The sequence below is a fragment of the Kibdelosporangium aridum genome, from assembly GCF_900176515.1.
GTDB lineage: Bacteria > Actinomycetota > Actinomycetes > Mycobacteriales > Pseudonocardiaceae > Kibdelosporangium > Kibdelosporangium aridum.
Map to the genome: position 1 here is coordinate 336,412 of NZ_FWXV01000001.1, position 23,967 is coordinate 360,378.

The following is a 23,967-nucleotide window of genomic DNA, read 5'->3' on the forward strand; positions in this document are numbered from 1 at the left end:
CATGAGCGGACGGTGCGATGAGCAAACCCGCCAATACCACCAAGGACAGCAGACGGCTCACCGTACAACCCCCACACGATAAGGACTTACTCGTCGTGGGGGATGGTAGGCCGAGTGCGTACAATTGCCGCATAATTCCGGGACTCCGCGGTGAAGGCCCGGCCGAGCGCGGTGCGGTCCGAAGGGGACAGTGACCGCCGCAGTTCGTTGAGCAGCGTTCGTTCCTCGTCCCGGATGTGCGCCTCGACCGCGGCCTCCAGATCGAGGATGTCCTGGTCGAGCGAGATGTCCACGCGCTTGTGCAGGATCCGTTCGGTGGCAGCGAAATGCGCGCCCAGCAGCGCGGACAGTTCACTGAGGACACGAGCCCGGTCGGTGTCTTCGTTGCGCAGTTCCCGCAGCAGGTGCTCGATCTGCCGGTGGTCGTCCAGGATGACGTCGATCAGGTCCGTGCCCGCTGGGCGCCGGGAGTCGTGGGCCGGGCGCATCCACCCGAACGTCAGTTCCACGGCTTGCCGCCACTGCGCGTACTCGGTGTCTCGCCGCGTGGGCGCCATCGCGGGCAGCCACTGTCCGGCCCGGTGCCAGTTGCGGCGCAGTCCTTCAAGGTCAGGCCAGTAGCCGACGGACAGGCCCGCCGCGTAAGCCGCACCGAGTGACACGGTCTCGGCCACCATCGGTCTGACCACGGGCACGTCCAACACGTCCGCGATGAACTGCATCAGCAGGTTGTCCGCGGTCATCCCGCCGTCGACCTTCAGCGTCGACAGGGCGAGGCCGGAGTCGGCGTTCATGGCGTCCACGACTTCGCGGGTCTGCCAGCCGGTCGCCTCCAACACGGCCCGGGCCAAGTGCCCCTTGGTGATGTACGACGTCAGCCCGGCGATCACACCGCGGGCTTCGCTGTGCCAATGTGGTGCGAACAGACCGGAGAACGCGGGCACGATGTAGCACCCGCCGTTGTCCTGCACAGTCCGCGCCAAAGTCTCGATCTCGGGTGCGCTGCTGATCAGTTCAAGGCCATCGCGGAACCACTGCACCAGCGAACCGGTGACCGCCATCGAACCTTCCAACGCGTACACGGCCGGCTCGTCGCCGATCTTGAACCCGACGGTGGTCAGCATCCCGTGCTTGCTCAGCACGGGCGTCTGGCCGGTGTTCAGCAGCAGGAAACTGCCCGTACCGTACGTGCACTTCGCCTCGCCCGGCGCGAAACACGTCTGGCCGAACAGCGCCGCTTGCTGGTCACCGAGCGCCGCCGCGATCCGGATGCCGGGCACCACGGTCGTCGTTGTGCCGTAGACCTCTGTGGACGATCGGATCTCCGGCAGCATCGCCCGTGGAATGTCGAAGAACTCCAGCAGTTCGGCGTCCCACGACAGGGTGCGCAGGTTCATCAGCATGGTCCGGCTGGCATTGGTGACGTCGGTGACGTGCAGACCGCCGGTGAGGTTCCAGATCAGCCAGCTCTCGATCGTGCCGAACAGCACCTCGCCGCGCTCGGCCCGCTCCTGCAAGCCCGGTGTCTGATCCAGCATCCAACGGATCTTGGGCGCGGAGAAATACGTGGTCAGCGGCAACCCGCAGAGCTCACGCACCCGCTTGGCGCCGGGTTCGCGTTCGAGCTGTTCGATCATCCGGTCCGTGCGCGTGTCCTGCCACACGATCGCCCGCCCGACGGGCGCGCCCGTCCGCCGGTCCCACAGCACGGTCGTCTCACGCTGGTTGGCGATGCCCAACCCGACGACCTGCTCAGCCGTCGCGCCTGCTTGGGCCAGCGCGTCCGGCACGATCTTGCTGAGGTTGCGCCAGATCTCGGCCGCGTCGTGCTCCACCCAGCCCGGCCGCGGGAAGTACTGCTGGTGCTCGCGTTGCACCACGGAAACCAGGCGGCCACGCGCGTCGAACAGGATGCACCGGGTCGATGTGGTGCCCTGGTCGATCGACATCACGTAACGCTGCGCCATGTCACCACCTAGAAGCGCCAAGATCGCGGGACACCGCGCGGGCGGCGTCACGTACGTAGGTGAGCAGTGTCGCTTTGGGACTGCCATCCGGGTCGCAGAGGCGTTCCGCCGCTCCTGAGATCCCCATCGCGCCGACGACAATGCCGCCGTGCCCCCTGATCGGCGCCGCGATCCCGGCTTCGCCGGGCGTCATCTCGCCAAGCTCGCTGGCCCAGCCCGCTTCACGGACGCCGGCCAGTGCTCGCTTGACCGCTGTGGGCGAAGCGAGAGTCCGCCGGGTGTAGGCCTCCAGTTCGCCGCCGCGCAACGATGCCACGAGAGTCGTGTCGTACGCCAGCAGAACTTTGCCGAGCGCGGTCGCGTGCAACGGCAGCAACGCGCCGACGTCGAGGGTCTGCAGTGAGTCATCCGGCCGGAACACGTGGTGCACTACGAGCACGCGGCCTTCCAGTGGCGCGCCGATGCGAACGGCCTCGCCGCTGCGGGCGGCCAGCGCGTCGGCCCAGTTGATCGCTCGTGACCGCAGTTCGTTGACGTCAAGGTAGCTCGTGCCCAGGTGCAGCAGGGCGGCGCCGAGCTGGTACTTGCCGGTGTCCTTGTCCTGCTCGACGAACCCGACGCCCTGCAGCGTGCGCAGGATTCCGTGCGCGGTGCCCTTGGCCAGTTCCAGCGATTCGGCGATCTCGCCGATGCCGAGCCTGCCCGAGCCGCGCGCCAGCAGCCGCAGGATCGCGGCGGCTCGCTCGATCGACTGGATAGGTCCTGGCACGGCGCGAACCCTAACCCCACCGGCTGCGATTCGACAATGTCGAACACCCTTCCGTGCCCGTTCGACAATGCCGACCGCACCTCGTTGACCTGCCTTTTCCGCAATCTTAACGTTCGAGCAGCCAGGGGAGCCGGGTGTCCTTTGTGGAGGAAAGCAATGGTGCGAAACCTCAAGGCCCGCGGACTGCACGGCGAGTTAGCCGCCGAGTTCGTGGGTACGTTGATCCTCATCCTGTTCGGGTGCGGGGTGGTGGCCCAGGTCGCGGCCGCCGGGATCGGTGATCACGACAGCATCGCCTGGGCCTGGGGGCTGGGCGTCACGCTGGGCGTGTACGTGGCCGCCAAGATCAGTGGCGCGCATCTGAACCCCGCGGTGACGATCGCACTGGCGGTGTTCAAGGGCTTCTCGTGGCGCAAAGTCGCCCCGTACGCGCTGGCGCAGACCGCGGGCGCGTTCGTCGCCGCGATGCTGGTGCGCTGGAACTACACCGAGGTGCTCAACGCGGCCGATCCCGGCCTGACCATGAAGACGCAAGGTGTCTTCTCGACGCTGCCGGGTAACGGCACGCTTCCGGTGGGTGACTGGGGCGCCTTCCGTGACCAGATCATCGGTACCGCGATTCTCGTGCTGGTCATCTTCGCCATCACCGACCTGCGCAACTCCGCTCCGCTGGCCAACATGACGCCACTGGTCGTCGGGTTCTCCGTGGTCGCGATCGGCATGGCGTGGGGGACCAACGCCGGGTACGCGATCAACCCCGCCCGTGACTTCGGGCCGCGACTGGCTTCCTGGCTGACCGGCTACGAAACGGCGTTCAAGGACCAATACGACTTCCCGTACTGGTGGATACCCATTGTGGCGCCGATTCTCGGCGGCCTGATCGGCGCGGCGATCTACAAGTTCTTCATCGAGCGCTACCTGCCCGCCGAAGAGCCCGCCGTCGCGCAGGCCAAAGAACTCCAGTCTGCCTGAAAGGAGACCAGCCATGCCGGACTTTGTCGCAGCCGTCGACCAGGGCACCACGAGCACCCGGTTCATGATCTTCGACCACGGCGGCAACGAGATCGCCCGCCACCAGCTCGAGCACGAGCAGATCCTGCCCAAGCCGGGCTGGGTCGAGCACGACCCGACCGAGATCTGGGAACGCACCCGCTCGGTGATCGAGTCCACGTTCACCAAGACCAACCTGTCCGTTTCGGACCTCGCCGCGCTCGGGATCACCAACCAGCGTGAGACCACAGTGGTCTGGAACCGCCGGACGGGGCGTCCGTACTGCAACGCGATCGTGTGGCAGGACACCAGGACCGACCGCATCGCGGCGGAGCTGGAGCGCAGCGGCAAGGGTGACGTGATCCGCCGCAAGGCTGGCCTGCCACCCGCGACGTACTTCTCCGGCGGGAAACTCCAGTGGATCCTGGAGAACATCGAGGGTGTCCGGGAAGACGCCGAGAACGGCGAGGCGATCTTCGGCACGACCGACACGTGGCTGCTGTGGAACCTGACCGGTCAGCACGTGACCGACCCGACCAACGCCAGCCGCACGATGCTGATGGACCTGGAAACCCTGGCGTGGGACGACGAACTGTTGTCGTTCTTCAACATCCCGAGGCAGATGCTGCCGGAGATCAAGCCGTCGTCCGGCTTCTTCGGCACCACCCGGTCCGACGGTCCGCTGCACGGCGAGCTTGCCGTGACCGGGGACCTGGGCGACCAGCAGGCGGCGACCGTCGGCCAGGTCTGCTTCCGGCCGGGCGAGGCCAAGAACACTTACGGCACGGGCAACTTCCTGTTGCTCAACACGGGCCACGAGCTCGTGCGCTCGAAGCACGGCCTGCTGACCACGTTGTGCTACCAGTTCGGCGACGACAAACCGGTCTACGCGCTGGAAGGCTCGATCGCGGTCACCGGCTCGGCCGTCCAGTGGCTGCGTGACCAGCTCGGCATCATCAGCGGCGCCGCCCAGAGCGAGACGCTGGCCTCGCAGGTCGCTGACAACGGCGGAATCTATTTCGTACCGGCGTTTTCCGGGCTGTTCGCGCCGTACTGGCGGTCCGACGCGCGTGGCGCGATCGTCGGTCTTACCCGTGCCACGACCAACGCACATGTGGCCAGGGCGACCCTGGAGGCGATCTGCTACCAGAGCCGGGACGTGGTCCAGGCCATGGAGAACGACTCCGGTGTGAAGCTGGACGTGTTGCGTGTGGACGGTGGCGTGACCGCGAACCAGCTGTGCATGCAAATGCAGGCCGACATCCTCGGTGTTCCCGTGTCCAAGCCGGTCGTCGCGGAGACCACCGCACTCGGTGCGGCCTACGCGGCTGGTCTGGCCGTCGGGTTCTGGAAGTCCACCGCGGAACTCGAGCAGAACTGGAACGAGGACCGCCGCTGGCAGCCGTCGTGGTCCGAGGAACAACGGGCCGCGGGCTACGCGGGCTGGCAGAAAGCCGTCGGCCGGACCCTCGACTGGGTCGACGTCAACTAGGGAGATGACAGTGCCTTCCGTACCCCTTTCCCCGCGATACCGCGCAGACGCGCTGCAGAAGCTGAGCAGTCAGGAAGTCGACGTCCTGGTCATCGGCGGCGGCGTGACCGGAGCAGGGATCGCGCTCGACGCCGCCACCCGAGGGTTGTCCGTCGGGCTGGTCGAAGCCCGTGACTTCGCCGCGGGAACGTCGAGCCGGTCGAGCAAGCTGATCCACGGTGGCCTGCGCTACCTGGAACAGCTCGACTTCAAGCTGGTGCGGGAGGCACTGAAGGAACGTGGGCTGTTGCTCACCAAGCTGGCTCCCCACCTGGTGCGTCCGGTGAAATTCCTGGTGCCGCTGAAGCACCGGGTGTGGGAGCGCGGCTACATCGGCGCGGGCGTCATGCTGTACGACACGCTCGGCGGAGCGCGTGCTCTGCCACGCCACCGTCATCTCAGCCGCCGCAAGGCTTTCGAGGTCGCGCCTTCCCTCGCGCCTGACGCGTTGATAGGTGCGATCCAGTACTACGACGCGCAAGTCGACGACGCGCGGCACACCATGATGGTCGCGCGGACCGCGGCGGAGTTGGGCGCTTCGATCCTCACGAGGACTCGGATGACGTCGCTGGTGCGGGAGGGCGACCGGATCACGGGCGCTCACGTCCAGGATCTGGAGACTGGCGTTGAGTTCACGGTCAAAGCCCGCGTTGTGGTTGGTGCGACCGGGGTCTGGAGCGACGACCTGTCCAAGGCAGCGGGAATTCCCGCGCCCTTCACGGTTCGCGCCTCCAAGGGCGTCCACATCGTGGTGCCCAAGGAAGCGATCGACCTGGACACCGGGTTGATCCTGCGGACCGAGAAGAGCGTGCTGTTCGTGATCCCGTGGGCCAACCACTGGATCGTCGGAACCACTGACACCCCATGGGATCTCTCCCGTGAGCACCCTGCGGCGAGCAAGGCCGATGTGGACTATGTGCTCGACCACGTGAACGCCGTGCTGCGTAAACCTCTTACCCATGACGACATCGAGGGCGTGTACGCGGGTCTGCGGCCCCTGCTCGCCGCAAAGGCCGCGGAGACAACGAAACTGTCCCGTGAACACGCGGTCGCAAACCCCATTCCCGGCTTGGTGCTCATCGCCGGCGGCAAGTACACGACCTACCGTGTGATGGCAGAGGACGCTGTGGACGTCGCGGCCAAGAACATCCCTGGGGACGTACCACGTTCGCGCACCGACCGGCTGCCGATCCTCGGTGGTGACGGTTACCAGTCCTTGTGGCGTGACCGCAGGAGTCTCGGGTTGCCAGTGGAGCGTGCCGAACATCTGCTTCAGCGCTACGGCACGGCTATACATGACCTGTTGTGGCTGATCCAGGAACAACCCGAGCTGGGCGAACCGATTCCGGGCGCACCGGATTACCTGAAGGCGGAAGCGGTGTACGCGGTGACCCACGAGGGCGCGCTGCACCTCGAGGACGTGTTGACCCGGCGTACCAGGATCTCCATCGAGGAACGGGATCGCGGCGTGACCGCGGCGGGTGAAGTAGCTGCCCTGATGGCGCCGTTGCTGGACTGGGACGACACCCAACGCCAGCACGAAGTGGACAACTACCTCTCCCGCGTGAAGGCGGAACGGGCGGCCCAGGAAGAACCGGACGACACCGCGGCCAACGCCACCCGTCTCAGCCTTGCGACGGCCTTGGTGCCCGACGGTCCTTCCGTGCTTCCAACTCCTCAGCCGACACGGGAGTCAGCATCGGCGCGCCGGGCGCACAGAACATGGTGACCACGAAAGCGGACTCGGCATCGGCGAGGTTGTTCCCGTCCTGATAGTGGATCACGTCCCCACCCGGCTCCCAGAACGCCTCGCCTGCCTTGACCACCCGCTCCGGCTCGCCTTCGAGCTCGAACATGATCTCGCCTTTGACCACGTAGCCGTAGGCAGGGCCGGAGTGCCGGTGCGGTGGCGCACCGGGGCTGCCGGGCGGGAGCGTGATCAGGATGGTCATCGCTTCCGCGCCCTGCGGTGCCGGGGGTGCTCCCGGCACCGTGGCGACCACCTCGATCTTCGGTGGTGCGCCCGCGTACTCCAGTTCGTGCACGTGTTCGTGAGACAACGTCCCTCACTTTCCGTGGGCCGGTGATGTCCAGCCGTGCACAACCAAAGACCAGATGACACACCGGTCTGTGACAAGTGATGTCATGTGACCGGCTTAGTCACCCTGAGCGACTTGTTCCAACAGCGGGCTGATCCGGTAGGGGACGAGTTCGCGCATGACCAAGGCGACGTTGGTCCGTTCGACGCCGGGGATGGCGAGGATCTTCCCGGCGATCCGGTAAAGATCGTCCGCGTCGGTGGCGACGACCTGGACCATCAGGTCGACCACACCGCTGATGCCGTCCACCCGCAGAACCTCCGGGATGGCCGCGAGTGCCGTGGCGACGGTGTCCAGTTTGCGCTGGACCAGTTGAACCGTGATGAACGCACTGAGCGGGTAGCCAACGGCCGCCGGGTTGATCCGGCGTTCGAAGGACTCCAGTGTGCCGTCCTGTTCGTGCCGGGCGAGGCGGGCTTGCGCGGTGTTGCGGGAGATGCCGATTTCGTCCGCGAGCGCGACGGTTGTCGCACGTGGGTTGCGGGTGAGCGCCAGCAGCAACTTGGCGTCGATCGGGTCGAGGCTGGGCATCGTGCTCACTCTCCGGGCCGTCGTGGGGTCATCACGCGTGCATTCTGCTCAAACTTCCGCCTGTCAATTGTGCTACTGCTCGGTCGGTGATGCCATTGTTCATCACTTTGCGCAGGAGGATGGCATGTCCGTCACGGACGAGCGGGCGCTGACCCGGCATCAGGTGATGCGGGAGATCGAGGACCGCGTGCTGTGGTTGTCCACCGCGATCGTGCACCACGCCAACCGGGTGCGCCCGAACCCGTCGGGTCTCAAGGTCGGTGGGCACCAGGCTTCGTCGGCGTCACTGGTGTCGATCATGACCGCCTTGTGGTTCAACCACCTCAGAGCCGAGGACCGGGTTTCGGTCAAGCCGCACGCCTCACCCGTCCTGCACGCGATCAACTACTTGCTTGGCTCGCTGGACAAGGAATACCTGCCGAGGCTGCGCGACTTCGGTGGGCTGCAGAGCTATCCGAGCCGCGTGAAGGATCCCGATCCGGTCGACTACTCGACCGGATCGGTCGGAATCGGCGCGACCGCGCCCATCTGGGGCGCCATCGCTCGCAGATACCTCGGCCAGCGCACGTCCGGGCGGCAGTACTCGCTGCTCGGTGACGCCGAACTCGACGAGGGCGCGGTCTGGGAAGCGATCATGGACCCGATGGTCCCGCAGCTCGGCGAGCTGGTCTGGATCGTCGACCTGAACCGCCAGTCACTGGACCGAGTGGTGCCCGCGATCGCCGCGGACAAGCTCCAAGGCATGTTCGCGGCCGCGGGCTGGCAGGTCATCACGCTGAAATACGGCCGGCTGCTTGAGCAATTGTTCACCCGGCCCGGTGGATCGCAGCTGCGCAGGCGAATCGACACGATGAACAACCCGGAATACCAACGGTTGCTGCGATGCGACGCCGCCCAGCTCAGGCAGCGGCTGCCGGGGAACAGCACTGAGATCGCCGAGCTGATCAGCGGGCTCGACGACGCCACCTTGGTCGCCGCTTTCGCGAACTTGGGCGGGCATGACCTTGAGGCACTGGACAAGGCTTTCGGCGCCATCGACGACTCGCGCCCGACGGTGATCTTCGCGTACACCATCAAAGGGCACGGCCTGGCGACTCAAGGGCATCCGCAGAACCACTCGTCATTGCTGACCACCGAGCAAATGCGTGAGCTGGCAACCCGCCTCGGCACCGATTTGGACGAGCCATGGCAGGGATTTGCCGACGACAGCGCGGCGGGGCGACTGTGCTTCGCCACGGCAGGCCGGTTGCGGCGCGAGGACATCCGTGTCGAACAACCGCCGGAGCTCCCGGTTGATATCGGACGGACGCCGTCCGGCACGGCAACCACCCAGGCCGCTTTGGGACGGACACTGCTGGATCTGACTCGCTCGGCGCCACAAGCCGCGGCACGGGTCGTCACGGTGAGCCCGGACGTCAGCTCGTCGACCAACCTCGGCGGGTGGGTCAACAAGGTCGGCGTGTGGTCGCCGATCGAGCGCCCTGACTGGTTCGCCGACGACGCCGAGACCATCCTGCACTGGCGGGAAAAGCCGACCGGGCAACACATCGAGCTCGGCATCGCCGAGGTGAACCTGGTCAGCCTGCTCGGTGAGCTCGGCGCGACCTGGAGCCGGTGGGGCAAACCGCTGCTGCCCATCGGCGTGCTGTACGACCCCTTTGTGGAACGTGCCTTGGAACCTTGGTCGTACGGCATCTACGCGGGCGGCCAGTCCATCATCGTCGGCACCCCGTCCGGTGTGACGCTCGCGCCCGAAGGTGGTGCGCACCAGTCGATCAAGACGCCGTCGATCGGTCTGGAGCAGCCGGGTTGTATCGCGTACGAGCCTGCGTTCGCCATTGATACCGAGTGGACGTTGCTGGCCAGCTTGGCCCGGCTGGGTCGGCCGGATGGCAGTTCGGCGTATCTCCGGCTGTCCACGCGGCCGGTCGATCAGACCCTCGCTGCCGTGCCGACCGACCCGGCCGCGCGGGAACGGCGCCGACGGCACGTGGTTGCCGGCGCCTATTCCTTGCGGCGCAATGACAATCCTCAGGTCACCATCGCCGCCATGGGTGCTGTGGTGCCTGAAGCCTTGGCCGCGGCGGATCGGCTGCAGCAGGCCGGGGTGGTCGCGGACGTGGTCTGTGTGACCAGTCCCGGCCTGCTGTACCGCGCTCTACGTGCCCGCCAAGGCCATGAGCACGCCGAATCGTGGATCCTCGACCAGGTCTTCGCCCGGGCCACGCCGCTGGTCACGGTGCTTGACGGTCATCCGCACACGCTTTCCTTCCTGGCCACCATCAACCAGGTCAGGCACACCAGCCTTGGCGTCACGGGGTTCGGCCAGTCCGGGTCCATTGAGGACGTTTACCGCTATCACGGGCTTGACGCCGACAGCATTATTCGAGCGTCAATGGATTTGGCATGTCACTAGGCAGTGGATCGTCCTCGAGGACGTAAGCCTGGTCCGCGGCGTAGATCGCGGCCAGGTCCTCTTCGGTGAACCCGCGGCCGGTGAAGCGGGCGACCGCGGTCATGCCCTTCGCGTGCTCGTGCCGGTAGTCCTCGAAGTCGAGGTCTTCGATGTGCGGTGCGCCCGGGTCGATTCGCGGCGACCCCGAGTACACCAGATTTCCGTTCTCGGCGAAGGTGAGCCGGAAGTTGGCGTTGACGTTCCAGTACACGCTCGCGGCTGTGCCCTTGCGGGACAACGCTGTCAGCGTCTCCCGGTCAGAGCCTTCGAAACCGTTGTCCTCGACGGCCAGGACGTAGTCGTCCACGGCGAGCACAGTGAGCAAAGGCACGTAGCCGTATCGCGGATTGCTCAGCCGCTCCCACGCGGGACGTTCCGCGATCTCCCTGATCGACACCGGTGCCGCTGGGTCGCCGCCGAATGTCTTGATCACCTCTTCAGGGGTGAGACCTTGGATGACGGTGATCGTGGCGGCTTGGCTGATCGTGCTTTTCTCGATCCACCTGTGGTCGGCGTCCGGCGGGATCACCAGTGGTGGCTCGGGTTCGCCGCGCAGTCGATGACCGAGGCGGTCAGTCTTCTTGTACACGATCTCTGGTGCGGCTGGGGCTTGCCAGATGGTCAGCCGATACGAGGAGTCTTCGCCGTCGTCCCGTCCGTACACATGCACGCGGATGCGGTAGTCACCGGGCCACGGCGGCGACTCCCACCGGCGGCCGCCCATGTGATGGCGGTAGCCGTGCATCGGTTCGTCTCCGCGCACGACCGCACCGCCTTCCGGGGCGGTCCAGCTGATCTCCACGACCTCGTCGTAGCCGGTCAGGTCCACCTCGTCCGGTGGGCCTTCCAGGATGTGGATCGTCAGGCGGGCGTGGCCTTCCGCCACGCCGGTACGGATTACCACGCCGTCCTCGACCGCCGCGACGAGGCCGTTGGCTGAGAAGTCCACATCGGACGGGCTTGATCCCTCGGTGATCCAGAACATGTGGTCGCGCACGACAGCCGACGCCGAGGATTGCCTTGGCAACAGGTACTCGGCTCGGCGCTTGGCCAGCACAGCCGCCGCGTAACCAGCGGGCTTCGGCACGGTCGGTATGACGATCGCCGTCGCTCCCAGTGCCGCGCCGATGATCGCGGGTGTCTCGGCGGCGACCGCGGTTCCCAACGAACGCAGTACGGCAGTGGAGACCACAACGGCCAGTGCGAAGTGCGAGGCGCCGTGCTGTGCCGCGATTTCCTTCTCGTCCCCGGCCGCGCCGGGCACGGCTGCCTTGTCCAGCAAGGCCTGCACGAGCTCGACCACGAGGTCGGTCGCTCCGGGATGCACCTGCTCGACGATGGCGACTGCTTGCTTGGTCGCGGTTTGCTCGCCGCCCATCGACACGATGCCGAACCTGGTCACAGTCGGCCGTTCCAGAGCTACCAGGTCGTCAGGGATGTCCACGGACAACCGGTCGACGGTCAGTTCCAGCGCGCCCAACAGCCGCTCGGACAGCACGTCACCGATTTCCTCCAGCGCGGACTGGACCTTCGTACCGCGCTCGGAATACCCCTTCGGTTCCCAGCGGCCAAGCCGGGCGGCCGGCTCCTGGGGCACGAGCGGCACGATGTCGGGCAGCACGGCCGTGACGAGTGGTTCGAACTCTTTGATCCCCATCGCCCTATCCTGGCCGATAATGCGTCCATGAGTAGCGGGGGATGGCGCGTCCTGTTGTGGGACGACGACGTCAACAGCGTGGCCACAGTGGCATTCGTGCTGCACAGGGTGGTTGGTCTGGCATTGGGGACGGCGCTTGACCTGCCCCATGAAGTCGACTCCCGGGGTGTCGCGGAAGTCGGGTGCTACGACAACCTGGAGGACGCCGAGGTGACCGCGGCCCGGATGCAGGTGTTCGGCCTGCACAGCGGGGTGGTGCCGGCATGATCCCGGACAGACTGGTGTACGAGGGCCTGCAGGTGCTCGCCGAGATGCTGCAGGGCTTCCAGGCGCGCCGGCTCCCGTCGGGTGGGGTTTTCTCGTCGCCGAAGCTCGGCGGACCCGAGGCGTTGGCGGCGTTGTTCCCGCCGGTCTCGGCGGATCCTCAGGCGGCGGCTGAGTTCCGGGCGCGCCATGAGGCCGGTATGCGAGGCGAGGTCTACGCGGCGGTGACCCGGACGCTCGAGCGTTGGGGGCACGAGTGCGGGCCGGGCTGCGATCAGTCCCATTTCGACGACCTGTTCGTCTCGTTGACCAACCTGCGCTTCATGCTACGTCCCCGCAAGGACGGCACCAGGGTGCACGACCTGGCCGAGCAGTTGGCGACAAAGGCCACGCTGTATCTCGACGCGCTCACCGAGATGTGGTTCCAGCCGTTGATCAGGGACAGGCTCAACGGCATCGAGCCGGCCGACCCCACGTTCGGCGAGTCGGTCAACCGCGCGCTCGGCAGCGGCTGATGTCAGTAGGTTGTCGGCATGGGTATTGGGCATCACGGCCGGACGTATCGGCTGGACTGGGAGGACCCGACGGTCCGGGAGTGGGAATGCACGGTTCTGTGGTCTGACCCGGCGGATCCGGAGGCTGGGATCGTGCTGGACCGTTCCGCGTTCTACCCGGGTGGCGGAGGGCAGCCGCCCGATCACGGAGTGCTGTTGTGGCAAGGGGTTTCGACGCGGATCGCGGGCACACGCAAGGGCGATGACCTGTTCCTGCTGCCGGTAGCCGGTGATCCGGTTCCACCTGTGGGGACCGTGGTCCAAGGTGCGCTGGACGACGCGCGCCGCAGCAGTCTCATGCGGACGCACTCCGGCCTGCATGTGTTGTGCGGCACGGTTTTCCGTGACTTCGGAGCGCTGGTCACCGGCGGCAACATGGAGCCGGGGGAAGCGCGGATGGACTTCAACCTGCCGGAGCTGCCGCCCGGGTTCAAGGCGACCATCGAGGACGCGGTCAACCGGGAGATCGAGGCCAACCGCCCGATCGACGTGCGCTTCATGCCGAGGGAGGAGGCGCTGGCCAACCCGGAACTCGTCAAGACCATGGGCGTCACACCGCCCGACGAGCCGCAGCTGCGCATCGTGGACATCGTCGGGCTGGACGTCCAGGCCGACGGCGGCACGCATGTCGCGTCGACCGCGCAGATCGGCCGCATCCAGGTGACCAAAGTAGAGAACAAGGGCAGGCAAAACCGCCGCGTCCGCATCAAGATCGTCGATTGAGAGAACTTCGCGATGAAGCCGATTGTCGTACTGGACGCGCCGTCCAATCTCGGCCTGCGCATGCCCGCGCCCGGCGTCGTGCCTGGCTGCTACAAACTCGCTGGCGCGCTGCGGGACCAAGGCCTGCTGCACAAGCTTGGCGCGTCGGACGCGGGCTATGTGGTGCCGCCGCGGTACGACATCTCGGCGTGGTCGCCGGGCGACGGGGTCTTCAACGCCTCAGCGATCGCGAACTACACCGTGAGGTTGGCTGACCGGATCGGCAAACACCTGGATCAGGGGGAATTCCCGGTAGTTCTGGGCGGTGACTGCAGCATCCTCCTCGCGCCCATGCTCACGTTGCGTCAGAAGGGCCGTTACGGACTGGCGTACTTCGACGGCAGCGCTGACTTCCTCCGGCTGGCGCAAGCAGGCCGGATCGGGGCGGCGGCAGGCGAGACGCTGGCCCTGATCACCGGCCGCGGCCAGGCCGACATCACCGACATCGGCGGTCTTGGCCCGTACGTCCAGGACAGCGACGTCGTTGTGCTCGGCAACCGTGACGACGACGAGGACGTGCCCAACCTCGCCGAAGCAGGCATCCTCGCCTGGACCGCGCCGCAGATCCAGGCAGAAGGTGCCGCGGCGGTGGCAGCCCGGACGTTGCGGCGGTTCGACGGCCTCGACGGGTTCTGGGTGCACCTCGACGTCGACGTGCTGGACATCGAGGTCATGCCCGCCGCCGACGCCCCTGATCCCGGCGGCCTGCAGTACAGCGAACTGCTGGACCTGCTGCGGCCGATGCTGGCCGACGACCGCTGTGTCGGCTTCCACGTGGCGATCTACGACCCGGACCTGGACCCGGACGGCCGCTACGCCGCCGAACTCACCGATGCGATCGTCACCGCGTTCGCCTAGTGCTTCGACCCGGAGGCAGTGCCAGCAATGGAGATCCGTCCCACGACCGACCAGGACCTCGACGTCTTCGTCGACACGATCCACGCCGCGTTCGGGCGCTTCTCGGAGACCCCGGCCGAGGGCGGCCGTGGGGTCTGGTGGTCGGCGCTCGAGATGGACCGCAATCTGCTCGCCACGGCGGCGGACGGGCGGCCTATCGGCACCGCCGGTGCGTACTCCTTCGAGCTCACCCTGCCTGGTGAGGTTGTCGTCCCGGCCGTCGGCGTGACCGCCGTCGGCGTCCTGCCCTCACACCGACGCCAGGGCGTGCTCAACGCGATGATGCGGCATCAGCTCGCCGAGCTGCGGTCCCGAGGAGAGGTTTTCGCCGTACTGCTGGCCTCCGAGGCCCTGATCTACCGCAGGTTCGGCTACGGACCGGCGACCTACACGCGGCAGTTGACCGTGCAGCGTCACCAGGCCGCCTTCGCTCTTCCCCGGGCACGCGCAACGGCCGGCACCCCCACGATCGGCTCGGTCGAGGTACTGCGGCGTGCCGAGTGCGGGGAGATCCTGGAAGAGGTCTACGACCGCTACCGCCGTGCACAGCCTGGCGCCCTGTCCCGTCCACACCGCTGGTGGGCGATGGGCGCGGGGCAGCCCCCGATCTCTTCGGCGCCGCGCTACGTCGTCGTTCACCGTGACGTTGACGGCGTCCCTGACGGGTACGCCAGCTACTCGCTCGACGATCACGAAACCTTGACGGTCGACGAGACCATCGCCACCGACGATGCCGTCTTCACGGCCCTGGCCCAGTTCGTGCTCGGACACGACCTGGTCACTCAGGTCGTGTTCAAGCACTTCCCGCCCGAGCACCCGCTGCGCTGGCAGCTGGCGGACTTCCGCGCAGGCCAGGTGAGCCGCGACACCGACTGGCTCTGGGTACGGCTGTTGGACGTGCCGCGTGCGCTGACCGCGCGCGGCTGGTCCCTCGACGGCGAGCTCGTCCTCGAGGTCGAGGACCCGTTCCTGGGCGAGCACAGCCGCTACCTGCTGACTGTCCGGGACGGCAAGGGCGAGTGCGTCCCGACGGACCGCGAGCCGGACCTGTCGCTGGACGTCAGCGACCTCAGCTCGATCTACCTTGGCGGCACCACCCCGAGCATGCTCGTGCGTGCCGGACACATCCAGGTTCACCAGCCGGGTGTGGCCGCCCTCGCCGACGCTCTCTTCCGCGCCGAGCGCTTGCCCCACTGCCTGCACTGGTTCTGACCGCACTGTTCCGATAGTTGGGCACACTGGCGGCATGGTTGATCGAGTTGGCTCGGACCCGCAGTACGACGTGTTCGCCGACGAATTCCTTGAGCACGCGCGCGACGGTCTCTACAACGCGCACTACGACCGGCCAGCGTGCCTGGAACTGTTGGGGGACGTCGGCGGGCGAACCGTCGTGGACGTGGCGTGTGGTCCTGGGTTGTATGCCGGGGAACTAGTCGCTCGAGGCGCCCGCGTGATCGGGTGCGACGTGAGTCCGCGCATGATCGAGCTGGCCAGGCAGCGTGTCCCGGCGGGTGAGTTCCACGTCCATGATCTCAACGAACGCCTCGGCTGGCTGGCGGACGCCTCGGTCGATCTCGTGGTGTTCGCGCTTGCCTTCGAGTACGTCGACCAACGCGCGCAACTGCTCCACGAGTTGCGGCGGGTCCTGCGGCCAGGTGGTGCGTTGGTGCTGTCCATCCCGCATCCGACCGGAGACTGGCTCAGGCAAGGCGGGAACTACTTCCAGACGCGTGTGATCGAGGAAGTGTGGAGCGGCGGCTGGGCCGTCCGGTACTGGATCGCGCCCTTGGAGCGCACGTGCGAGGAGTTGCATGAGGCAGGCTTCCTCATCGAGCGGATGATCGAGCCGCGGCCGGTGCCTGCGGGTGCCGATGTCGACACAGAGCGCTACCAACGCCTGTCGGCCGAGCCCACGGGATTCCTTGCCATCAAAGCGATTCCCGACCCTCGGCGGACGTGAGCACCATCACGTTTAGTGATCTTGGTAAGCCGCTGACCGCGACAAAACGGGAAAGGTTCGGTGCGCGCTTGTACATGCATCGCGGTCACGCACAACTTTTCGTGCCTCCCGCACGTACATAAAGCGTGAGATCTCGTGCGAGAAAGCGGCCGCTGCTGAAGTTATCGGCGGTGGCGGTCGCGGCAGTCGCGGGTGCGGGCGTCGCCTTCACCTACGTCGCCACCGGGGGGATCAGGACTCACACGCCGCCTGCCGACGCCCAGCCCGCTGGGCACGGCGGGGTGCTCTTGAACTCCGAGCCTCCCCAACAACCGACGACCGCCACCACCACGACAACGACCACCACGACCCCGCCGCCGCAGAACCAGGTTCTTCCGTTCAACGCCAAGCTGACCTCGGACGACCTGCCGGTCAAGGGCGGCGGAGTGCGCAGCGGAGCCTGTAGCGGCTCGCTGGTCGCACCGGAATGGGTCGTCACGGCCGGGCACTGCTTTCGTGACGTCAACGACGCGCGAATCAGCGGAAAACCGCCGTACACGATGAAAGTGGTGATCGGCAAGCTCAAGGACAGCGACCCGGGCGGGCACACCGCCGAGGTCGTCGACGTCCGCCAGTCCGCGGTCAACGACCTCGCGGTGGTGAAGATCAGCCAGCCGGTCAACGACATCACCCCGCTGACCCTGGCCGACGAGAAGCCCAAGGTCGGCCTGCGGATGAAGTTCGCCGGGTGGGGGTCCCTGTCAGCCACGGTCATCTCGCCGTCCGACCACCTCAAGCGCGGCGAATTCACCGTCGCCAAGGTCGGCCAGTACTCCATGGAAGCGTCGCCGGTGGTGCCGCGTACCGTCGAGAACAGCCCGTGCCCGCAGGACTCGGGCGCGCCGTTCTTCGTGTCCGACGACGACAAGACCGGCCAGTTGATCGCCATCGTGAACACCGGGCCGTCATGCCCTCAGCCCGGCCGCGAGATCATCGCCCGGGTCGACACCGTGGCCGACTGGATCCGCAAGCAGACCGACAACACCGCCCGTTAGTGTTTCACTGGAAGCCGAGCACAGGGCGGTGAGCTGGCGTGAGAACCAAGATCTGCTGGGTGGCGGCAGTCCTGGTGGTAGCGAGCGCGTGCGGCGCGGGCGGACAACCGCCCCAGCAGCAGCCGTCGCCGACCGTTACGAGCACGCCGAGCAGTCCAAGCACTGAACCGACTACCGGACCGAGCACGAGTGTGCCGAGTGTGACCTTGCCGCCGATAACCAGGCCGTCCACCAAGCCCACGGGCGGCGGCGGTGAAGTGGTGGTGGAAGGCGTGGTCGTGGCCGGTGTCGAGGCCTCGTGCGTCCTGCTGGAAACCGGCGCCGACAACTACCTCTTGCTCGGCGCGGACCCGCAGATCGCCGTGCCCGGCCGGCGCATCACGGTCCGCGGCAAGGTCGAGCCGGGCATGGCGACCTTCTGCATGCAGGGAACGCCGCTTGCGGTCAGCGAAGCGAAGCCCGCCCAGTAACCGAAAGCTACGCCGGAATCGGCCGTTTTGGCTGTTGTGGGCGGGACACACCGTTTCGCTCGCTGGCTCACAGGTCACAGTCGTCGCCCTGCCCTTGGTCGCCGCGCTGACCTTGGGCGCTGACGCGTGGGAGATGGGCGTGCTCCTGGCGTTCGGCCGCGCGCCCTACCTCGTTGTCGGCCTGCCCGCGGGGGTGTGGGTCGACCGGTTGCCGCGTCGCGTGGTGTTGCTCGGCGGATCGCTTGGGCAAGCGCTTGTTCTCGGGATGGTGCCGTTGGCCGCGGCCATGGGGATTCTGTCGTTGACGTTGCTGTGCGCCGTCGCGTTTCTGGCGGGTGTTCTGGCTGTCTTCACGGACATCGCTGGGCTGGCGTTCGTTCCTGTGGTGGTGCCGCCGGAGCAACTGTCCTCTGCGCAAGGGGCGCTCGAGGTCAGCCAGTCCGGGGCGCAGGTCGCGGGGCCGTCCATCGCCGGCTGGCTGGTGCAGGTGCTGTCCGCGCCGCTGGCACTTCTCGCCGATGTGGCCAGCTTTCTGTTCTCTGCCGCCATGTTCGGTGCGATTCGCGTTGGTGAGCCGGAGCGTGCCGCGGTCAGGGACTCGATGTGGCGTCAGATCGCCGGGGGAGCGAAGGCGGTGTTCCGGCCCCGCCTCTTGCGGTACGTAACCCTGTGCACGGCAACGCATATTTTGTTCCACAACGCCTTCACGGCAGTGTTTCTGTTGTACCTGACCAGGGACCTGGCTTTGGCGCCGTCGGTACTGGGGACCGCACTCGCGGTGGGAGCGGTCGGGGGAGTGCTGGGTTCGGTGGCCGGGACCAGGCTGGGCACGTGGCTGGGTGCCACGCCCGCGATGGCGGTGGCGATTGTGCTGACCGGGGTGGGCATCGGGCTTGTGGCGTTGGCGGACAACGTTGTTCTTGTTGCCGGTGCCCAGGCGCTGATGTGGTTCGCCCTGCAGGTCTACAACGTTCTGCAGGTTCCTGTCCGATACGCCTTGACTCCGGCGAAGATCCACGGCTCCGTCAACGCGACGATCCGGACCACCGTGTGGGGTACCGCGCCAATCGGTGCCCTCGTCGGGGGATTACTCGGCGCAGTCGTGGGATTACGCATGACGCTGTTGCTTGCCGGGATCGGCGCGGCGACGTCGGCTTTGTGGCTGCTCGGCGCGGCCCGGTCAACGGTGTCCTACTGGGACGATCCGGAATCTGTTATCGGTCGTTCACCTAAAGGGTGTTAGGACAAGGCAGGATGCATGCGTTCATGCGAATGATGGGTTACGGAGGCCCTTGTGTCAGGTGTCGGGTCTGTACTGAGGGCCAGTATCGGTCTCGCGGTCGCAGCTGGCTTCGTCGTCGCCATTCCGCTGGTTTCCGCTCCCACGGCGGTGCAGCAGCCGGAGCGGTGGACGCCGATGACGCCGGTCGCGGTCAGCTACGACACCGAGCGCGGCGGCAGTACCGCCAAGGGTCGTCTGCTGGGCTTCAACGACTTCCACGGCGCGCTTGAGCCGCCGACCGGCAGCGGCGGCCTGGTCAACGGCACGCCCGCCGGTGGCGCCGAGTACCTCGCGACGCACGTCAAGCGCCTGCGTGCGGCGGGCGAGGCCAGCGGCCAGCAGGTCCTCACGGTCGGCGCCGGTGACCTGGTCGGCGGGACCCCGCTGATCAGCGCGGCGTTCCACGACGAGCCGAGCGTGGAAGTGCTGTCCAAGCTGGGCCTGGACATCAGCTCGGTCGGCAACCACGAGTTCGACGAGGGCGTCACCGAACTCAAGCGGCTGCAGAAGGGCGGCTGTCACCCGACCGACGGCTGCCAGGACGGTGACGGGTTTGCCGGTGCGGCGTACCGGTACCTGGCCGCGAACGTGGTGGACAAGAAGTCACGGCTGCCGATCCTGGCGCCAGTGGACGTCAAGTTCGTCCGCGGTGTGCCGGTCGGCTTCGTCGGCATGACGCTCAAGGGCACGCCCAGCATCGTCAACCCGGCGGGGATCAAGGACGTCGAGTTCCTCGACGAGGTCAAGACGGCCAACTTCTACGCGGATCTGCTGCGCCTGATCGGCGTCAAGTCCCTGGTGCTGCTGGTGCACGAAGGCGGCGCGCAGAGCCCGCCGCCCGCCGTGCAGGACCCGTCCAGCTGCGCGAACTTCGCCGGCCCGATCACCGACATCGTCAAGGGCCTGCGCCCCGAGTACGGCGTGGTCGTCTCCGGCCACACGCACCGGTTCTACAGCTGTGCACTGCCCAACTCCTCCGGCGCCAACACCGTCGTCACGAGCGCGGGCTCCAACGGCACGCTGGTCACCAACATCGAGTTCACGGTCAACAAGAAGACCAAGCGGTTCGCCGAGGTGGCGGCCCGCAACGTGATCGTCGAGAACGGCGTGAAGCGCCCGGACGGCACCTGGGCCACCGACCCCTCCGGTGCGTTCCTGCGCAACCCCGAGCTGGTGGACAAGGACGCCAAGGTCCTCGTCGACAAGTACCGCGCCGCCGTGGCCCCGATCGCCAACCGCGTCGTCGGCAAGATCACCGCTGACATCGGCCGCACCGCGACCCCGGCGGGCGAGAGCGCCCTCGGCGACGTGATCGCCGACGCCCAGCTCGCGTACACGGCCACGGCGGGTGCTCAGATCGCGTTGATGAACCCAGGCGGTATCCGTGCGGACCTGAGCTTCAGCAACTCGTCTGGCGGCGAGGCAGCCGGTGAGGTCACGTACGGCGAGGCGTTCACCGTGCAGCCGTTCAACAACCTGGTGGTCACCGCCTCATTGACCGGCGCGCAGTTGAAGGAAGTGCTGGAGCAGCAATTCGTCGGCTTCGCCGGCCAGACGGTGCAGCGCATCCTGCAGGTTTCGGCAGGCTTCACGTACTCGTACGACAGCACGAAGCCGGCGGGTGAGCGGGTGTCGGCGATGGCGCTGAACGGAACGCCGATCGACCCGGCCGCGAGCTACAAGGTCACCAGCAACGACTTCCTTGCCAACGGTGGCGACGGCTTCACCAAGCTCAGCGTCGGCACCGGCCGCGTGACCGCGCCAGGGTTCGACGTCGACGCACTGGTGGCTCACCTCGGTGCGGGCGACCCTGTAGCCCCTGGCCCGCGCAACCGGATCACCAAGATCGCCTGATCGGCCTAGCCAGTCCGACGCCGGGTACCAGCTCCGGCGTCGGACTTATGCTGTGTCCATAAGGGAACAGGGGAGGCCGGCGATGACGGGTTCGAGCAGACCGCTGATCATCGGCGCGATCGCAGCCGCGGTTGTTGTCGTCGCCAGTGTCATCGTTTGGGTTCTCGTACCTTCCTCCGTGGTCGCCGGGGTCGCTGTGGCGAGTAACGAGCCGTCGGTGAGCACCACCAACTGCGACTACTCACGGGTGACGGATGCGCCGACCGCCAATTTCGTGGGGCTTCCCGCTGACGCGGCCCGTACTCCGGCGAGCGGCAAGGTCCAGGTCACGCTCAAGACCAGCCAGGGCGACGTCCCGATGACGCTCGACCGCGAGCAAGCCCCTTGCACCGTAGGGAGTTTGCTGCACCTGGCGGAGAAGAAGTACTTCGACGGCACGGCGTGCCACCGGATCACTGTCTTCACCGAGTTCAAGGTCCTGCAGTGTGGTGACCCGACCGGCTCGGGCGGCGCTGGGCCTGGCTACGAGTTCGACGACGAACTGCCGACCGGCCTGCGCGCCGCGGGTGACGGCAAGGTCATCTACCCCAAGGGAACCGTGGCGATGGCCAACGCGGGTCCCGATACCAATGGCAGCCAGTTCTTCCTGGTCTACGCCGACACGCCACTGGCGCCGAACTACCCGGTTTTCGGCACGTACGACAGCACGGGACAGGCCACGATCGACAAGGTCGCCGCGGGTGGCGTGGCCCCAGACTCCGAGACACAAGGCGATGGCAAGCCCGCGATCCCCATCACCATTGAGAAGGTGACTGTCGGCCGCTGAGCCGTGGCACCATCCTGTCGTTGGTTGCTAGTTGCCATTTCGGCCTGTGCCGGATCATGGGTGGCCACAATGCGTGCGTGCTGAACTCGGCCGGAGCTGTACGCGTGACCATCCCCGCTGGGACCCTGCTTTATCGCGTGCATTCGATTGCAGAATCGCCGGAAACGATGCTCTACGCTTCGTTTCGCCTGCAGACCGCACTTGTCGAGGAATTGTTGCCGGGATTGCCGTTCGGCAACGACGGCCGCAGGCACGTACCCGAGCGGGTATTGCGCGGAAAAGTCCTGACCACGTTGCGCGTCTTGCGTGACCTGACTGTGCTGCAGGTGCAAACCCCGCCGACGGGGCCTGGGCAGTGTGACGGGTTCGTGTGGCAGTCCGAGCTGGACACCCCGCACCGCACGCTCGCCCTGCACGTTCCCGGCGCGGTCATCGAAGCGGCAGGTCCGAGGATCGAGCTGGACGATGCCGGCGATCACCGCGTGATCAGCGAGATGCTTGAGCCGTACCGGGTTGAGGTACCGCGGCCGGACGACGCGCCGCTCGTGTTCGTCAACTACCGCAGTGGTGACGACACCGAGGTCGTCGACAAGCTGGACACCGAGCTCCGGGCACGCCTCGGTGACGCGGCCGTGTTCCGTGACCGCAGGTCCATGACGCCCGGGCAGCGTTTTCCCGAACTGCTCAGGGATATGGCGTCGCGGTCGAAGGTGCTGCTCGTCGTGGTCGGGCCGCGTTGGGAGCGGGCACGCACGGACCCGGACTGGACCGGTGCGGAGATCGCCTTGGCGTTCCAGCACCGCAGGCACGTCGTGCCGCTGCTGGTCGGACAGCGGCTGAGGCTCGACCCGGCCGATCTCGCCGACGACGTCAAGCGCCTCGCCGACCTGCAATACCTGTCACTGCGGGAAAACTACACGCTCAACGATGTCGCGACCGTGGTCGACGAGTTGATCGTCCGGGTGCCGTTGCTGAAGCGCTAGATCCACCCCCGCTTGGCTGCCGCGACGCCCGCGGCGAACCGGTTGTCCACACCCAGAGCCGTGTAGATCGCCTTGACGTGCCTGCGTACGGTGGTGAGGCTGGTACCGAGCCTGCGCGCGATGGTCTCGTCGCCCTCGACCGCCATCAGTTCGAGCACCCGTCGCTGCATGTCGCTCAGTGACTGGTCTTTGTGGCCGTCCGGCGCCATCGTCGCGGGATCGGTCCACAACAAGTCGAACCACTCCGCCAGCATCGAGATGATCGCGGGCGCCCGGATCAGCAACGCTCCTTGCGTACTCGCGCCGGGTGTCACCAAGGCGGCGGTGTCGTCGACGTGCAACATCGTGATAGGTACCGTCGCGCGCAACCGGACTTCGTCGGTGGAGCCGGGAACTGTGGGGAAGAACGGACTTCCGGAGCGGTCGACCGGGCAGATCATCTGGAACCGCGCGCCCGGCGGGGTCCTGCGCACCACCGAGCGCAGCCGGTCCTTGGTCGACCGGCTGGCCACCGCGCCGGAGTCGGTGCAGCGCATCCGCCGTCTCGCCGACGGGTACAACTCCGCCGCCCTGGTGACCACTTCTTCCGTGCTGGCAAGGGGAAGCACGCCGTCCAGCTCACCGGTCGAGCCGCCGCCGGTGTTCATCGGCAGCAACGTGGTCAGGCGGTTCCAGCCCTCGATGATGCGGTTCTGCTTGTCCACCAACTCCGATTGGCGGTGTTCCAGCAACAGCCGCAGCGCCACGGCCTGGTCGACCGGCCGCACCAGGTGTTCGTACTCGCCGCAGTGGAAGGCGAGGCCGAGGTCGAGCAGCTCGGCCAGGCCGGGGCTGCCCGGATCGAGTTCGCCGTGGCCGGTTCCCAGCGGCAGCGATTTTCGGGCGCGCAGCCGCAAATAGAGCGTTTCGGCAGCCGGGCTGACCAGCCCGGCCAAAGGATGTGTGCGTTCCGGTGTGACCAATTTTCCCCCTCGCACTCGTGGACACAGAGGTGACAGTTCTCTGTCAGGTCATGCACACTCCTGCTCTCGCGCGGGCGTTTGACCCTATCCGATGTACAGCAGGGAATTATGGTTCCTCGT

General features: G+C 66.9%; 22 protein-coding genes. 16 read left to right on the forward strand and 6 right to left on the reverse strand.

The features are described 5' to 3' along the window. Positions 1 to 86: 86 nt before the first annotated feature. Together glpK (B9C43_RS01085) and B9C43_RS01090 are read right to left on the reverse strand one after the other, a co-directional pair. Positions 87 to 1,967, reverse strand: coding sequence for a glycerol kinase GlpK (gene glpK, locus B9C43_RS01085; protein ID WP_084424195.1), 1,881 nt, complete (start codon positions 1,965 to 1,967; stop codon positions 87 to 89). Between the two features lies 1 nt (position 1,968). Further along, positions 1,969 to 2,736: an IclR family transcriptional regulator gene (locus B9C43_RS01090; RefSeq protein WP_084424196.1), complete on the reverse strand. Its 768-nt coding sequence runs from the start codon at positions 2,734 to 2,736 to the stop codon at positions 1,969 to 1,971. Between the two features lie 156 nt (positions 2,737 to 2,892). Between B9C43_RS01090 and B9C43_RS01095 the strand changes: the two genes are divergently transcribed. The 3 genes from B9C43_RS01095 to glpD are packed head-to-tail and all read left to right on the forward strand — an operon-like array spanning position 2,893 to position 6,986. Continuing rightward, positions 2,893 to 3,708, forward strand: coding sequence for an MIP/aquaporin family protein (locus B9C43_RS01095; RefSeq protein WP_033384403.1), 816 nt, complete (start codon positions 2,893 to 2,895; stop codon positions 3,706 to 3,708). Between the two features lie 13 nt (positions 3,709 to 3,721). Beyond that, positions 3,722 to 5,218, forward strand: coding sequence for a glycerol kinase GlpK (gene glpK, locus B9C43_RS01100; RefSeq protein WP_033384401.1), 1,497 nt, complete (start codon positions 3,722 to 3,724; stop codon positions 5,216 to 5,218). Positions 5,219 to 5,222: 4 nt separating this feature from the next. Next, entirely contained in the window at positions 5,223 to 6,986 is a 1,764-nt protein-coding gene (glpD, locus tag B9C43_RS01105) for a glycerol-3-phosphate dehydrogenase (protein ID WP_084424197.1), read from the forward strand. Here the strand turns inward: glpD and B9C43_RS01110 are convergent. Both B9C43_RS01110 and B9C43_RS01115 read right to left on the reverse strand, forming a co-directional pair. After that, on the reverse strand, positions 6,883 to 7,317 hold the full coding sequence (locus B9C43_RS01110; protein ID WP_235038384.1) for a cupin domain-containing protein: 435 nt from the start codon (positions 7,315 to 7,317) through the stop codon (positions 6,883 to 6,885). The two genes, glpD and B9C43_RS01110, sit on opposite strands and share 104 nt — an antisense overlap. Positions 7,318 to 7,413: 96 nt before the next feature. Continuing rightward, entirely contained in the window at positions 7,414 to 7,887 is a 474-nt protein-coding gene (locus B9C43_RS01115) for an Lrp/AsnC family transcriptional regulator (RefSeq protein WP_033384407.1), read from the reverse strand. A 124-nt stretch (positions 7,888 to 8,011) separates the two neighbouring features. Here B9C43_RS01115 and B9C43_RS01120 point away from each other — a divergent pair, with 124 nt between their 5' ends. After that, entirely contained in the window at positions 8,012 to 10,303 is a 2,292-nt protein-coding gene (locus B9C43_RS01120) for a transketolase-like TK C-terminal-containing protein (RefSeq protein ID WP_084424198.1), read from the forward strand. Here the strand turns inward: B9C43_RS01120 and B9C43_RS01125 are convergent. Further along, complete coding sequence (locus B9C43_RS01125) at positions 10,269 to 11,999, reverse strand: DUF6461 domain-containing protein (protein WP_160096232.1); 1,731 nt, start codon at positions 11,997 to 11,999, stop codon at positions 10,269 to 10,271. The two genes, B9C43_RS01120 and B9C43_RS01125, sit on opposite strands and share 35 nt — an antisense overlap. A gap of 27 nt (positions 12,000 to 12,026) precedes the next feature. Here B9C43_RS01125 and B9C43_RS56550 point away from each other — a divergent pair, with 27 nt between their 5' ends. The 12 genes from B9C43_RS56550 (at position 12,027) to B9C43_RS01185 (ending at position 22,885) form a co-directional block, all read left to right on the forward strand. After that, on the forward strand, positions 12,027 to 12,266 hold the full coding sequence (locus B9C43_RS56550; RefSeq protein ID WP_033384396.1) for an ATP-dependent Clp protease adaptor ClpS: 240 nt from the start codon (positions 12,027 to 12,029) through the stop codon (positions 12,264 to 12,266). Then, positions 12,263 to 12,778, forward strand: coding sequence for a DUF2017 family protein (locus tag B9C43_RS01135; RefSeq protein WP_084424201.1), 516 nt, complete (start codon positions 12,263 to 12,265; stop codon positions 12,776 to 12,778). The genes B9C43_RS56550 and B9C43_RS01135 overlap by 4 nt, the downstream gene beginning before the upstream one ends. An 18-nt stretch (positions 12,779 to 12,796) precedes the next feature. Next, a complete protein-coding gene (locus B9C43_RS01140) occupies positions 12,797 to 13,540 on the forward strand; it encodes an alanyl-tRNA editing protein (RefSeq protein ID WP_033384392.1) in 744 nt (247 codons plus the stop codon). A gap of 12 nt (positions 13,541 to 13,552) precedes the next feature. Further along, positions 13,553 to 14,437, forward strand: coding sequence for an arginase family protein (locus tag B9C43_RS01145; RefSeq protein ID WP_084424202.1), 885 nt, complete (start codon positions 13,553 to 13,555; stop codon positions 14,435 to 14,437). A 27-nt stretch (positions 14,438 to 14,464) separates the two neighbouring features. After that, positions 14,465 to 15,688 (forward strand): GNAT family N-acetyltransferase, encoded by a 1,224-nt coding sequence (locus tag B9C43_RS01150; RefSeq protein WP_084424203.1) that lies wholly within the window; start codon positions 14,465 to 14,467, stop codon positions 15,686 to 15,688. Between the two features lie 34 nt (positions 15,689 to 15,722). Next, positions 15,723 to 16,436: a class I SAM-dependent methyltransferase gene (locus tag B9C43_RS01155; RefSeq protein ID WP_084424204.1), complete on the forward strand. Its 714-nt coding sequence runs from the start codon at positions 15,723 to 15,725 to the stop codon at positions 16,434 to 16,436. A gap of 170 nt (positions 16,437 to 16,606) precedes the next feature. Further along, on the forward strand, positions 16,607 to 17,470 hold the full coding sequence (locus B9C43_RS01160) for a S1 family peptidase (RefSeq protein WP_084424205.1): 864 nt from the start codon (positions 16,607 to 16,609) through the stop codon (positions 17,468 to 17,470). A gap of 38 nt (positions 17,471 to 17,508) precedes the next feature. Further along, entirely contained in the window at positions 17,509 to 17,940 is a 432-nt protein-coding gene (locus B9C43_RS01165; protein WP_084424206.1) for a hypothetical protein, read from the forward strand. Next, positions 17,909 to 19,183 (forward strand): MFS transporter, encoded by a 1,275-nt coding sequence (locus tag B9C43_RS01170; protein WP_084424207.1) that lies wholly within the window; start codon positions 17,909 to 17,911, stop codon positions 19,181 to 19,183. Before B9C43_RS01165 ends, B9C43_RS01170 begins: the two co-directional genes overlap by 32 nt. A gap of 51 nt (positions 19,184 to 19,234) precedes the next feature. Next, positions 19,235 to 21,076, forward strand: coding sequence for a bifunctional metallophosphatase/5'-nucleotidase (locus B9C43_RS01175; protein WP_200825390.1), 1,842 nt, complete (start codon positions 19,235 to 19,237; stop codon positions 21,074 to 21,076). Positions 21,077 to 21,158: 82 nt separating this feature from the next. Further along, positions 21,159 to 21,902 carry a peptidylprolyl isomerase gene (locus B9C43_RS01180; protein WP_084424208.1) on the forward strand — a complete coding sequence of 248 codons (744 nt, stop codon included), beginning with the start codon at positions 21,159 to 21,161 and terminating at the stop codon, positions 21,900 to 21,902. 77 nt (positions 21,903 to 21,979) lie between these two features. Further along, a complete protein-coding gene (locus B9C43_RS01185) occupies positions 21,980 to 22,885 on the forward strand; it encodes a toll/interleukin-1 receptor domain-containing protein (RefSeq protein WP_160096236.1) in 906 nt (301 codons plus the stop codon). Here the strand turns inward: B9C43_RS01185 and B9C43_RS01190 are convergent. Further along, positions 22,882 to 23,847, reverse strand: coding sequence for a helix-turn-helix transcriptional regulator (locus B9C43_RS01190; RefSeq protein WP_084424210.1), 966 nt, complete (start codon positions 23,845 to 23,847; stop codon positions 22,882 to 22,884). The two genes, B9C43_RS01185 and B9C43_RS01190, sit on opposite strands and share 4 nt — an antisense overlap. Positions 23,848 to 23,967: the final 120 nt, after the last annotated feature.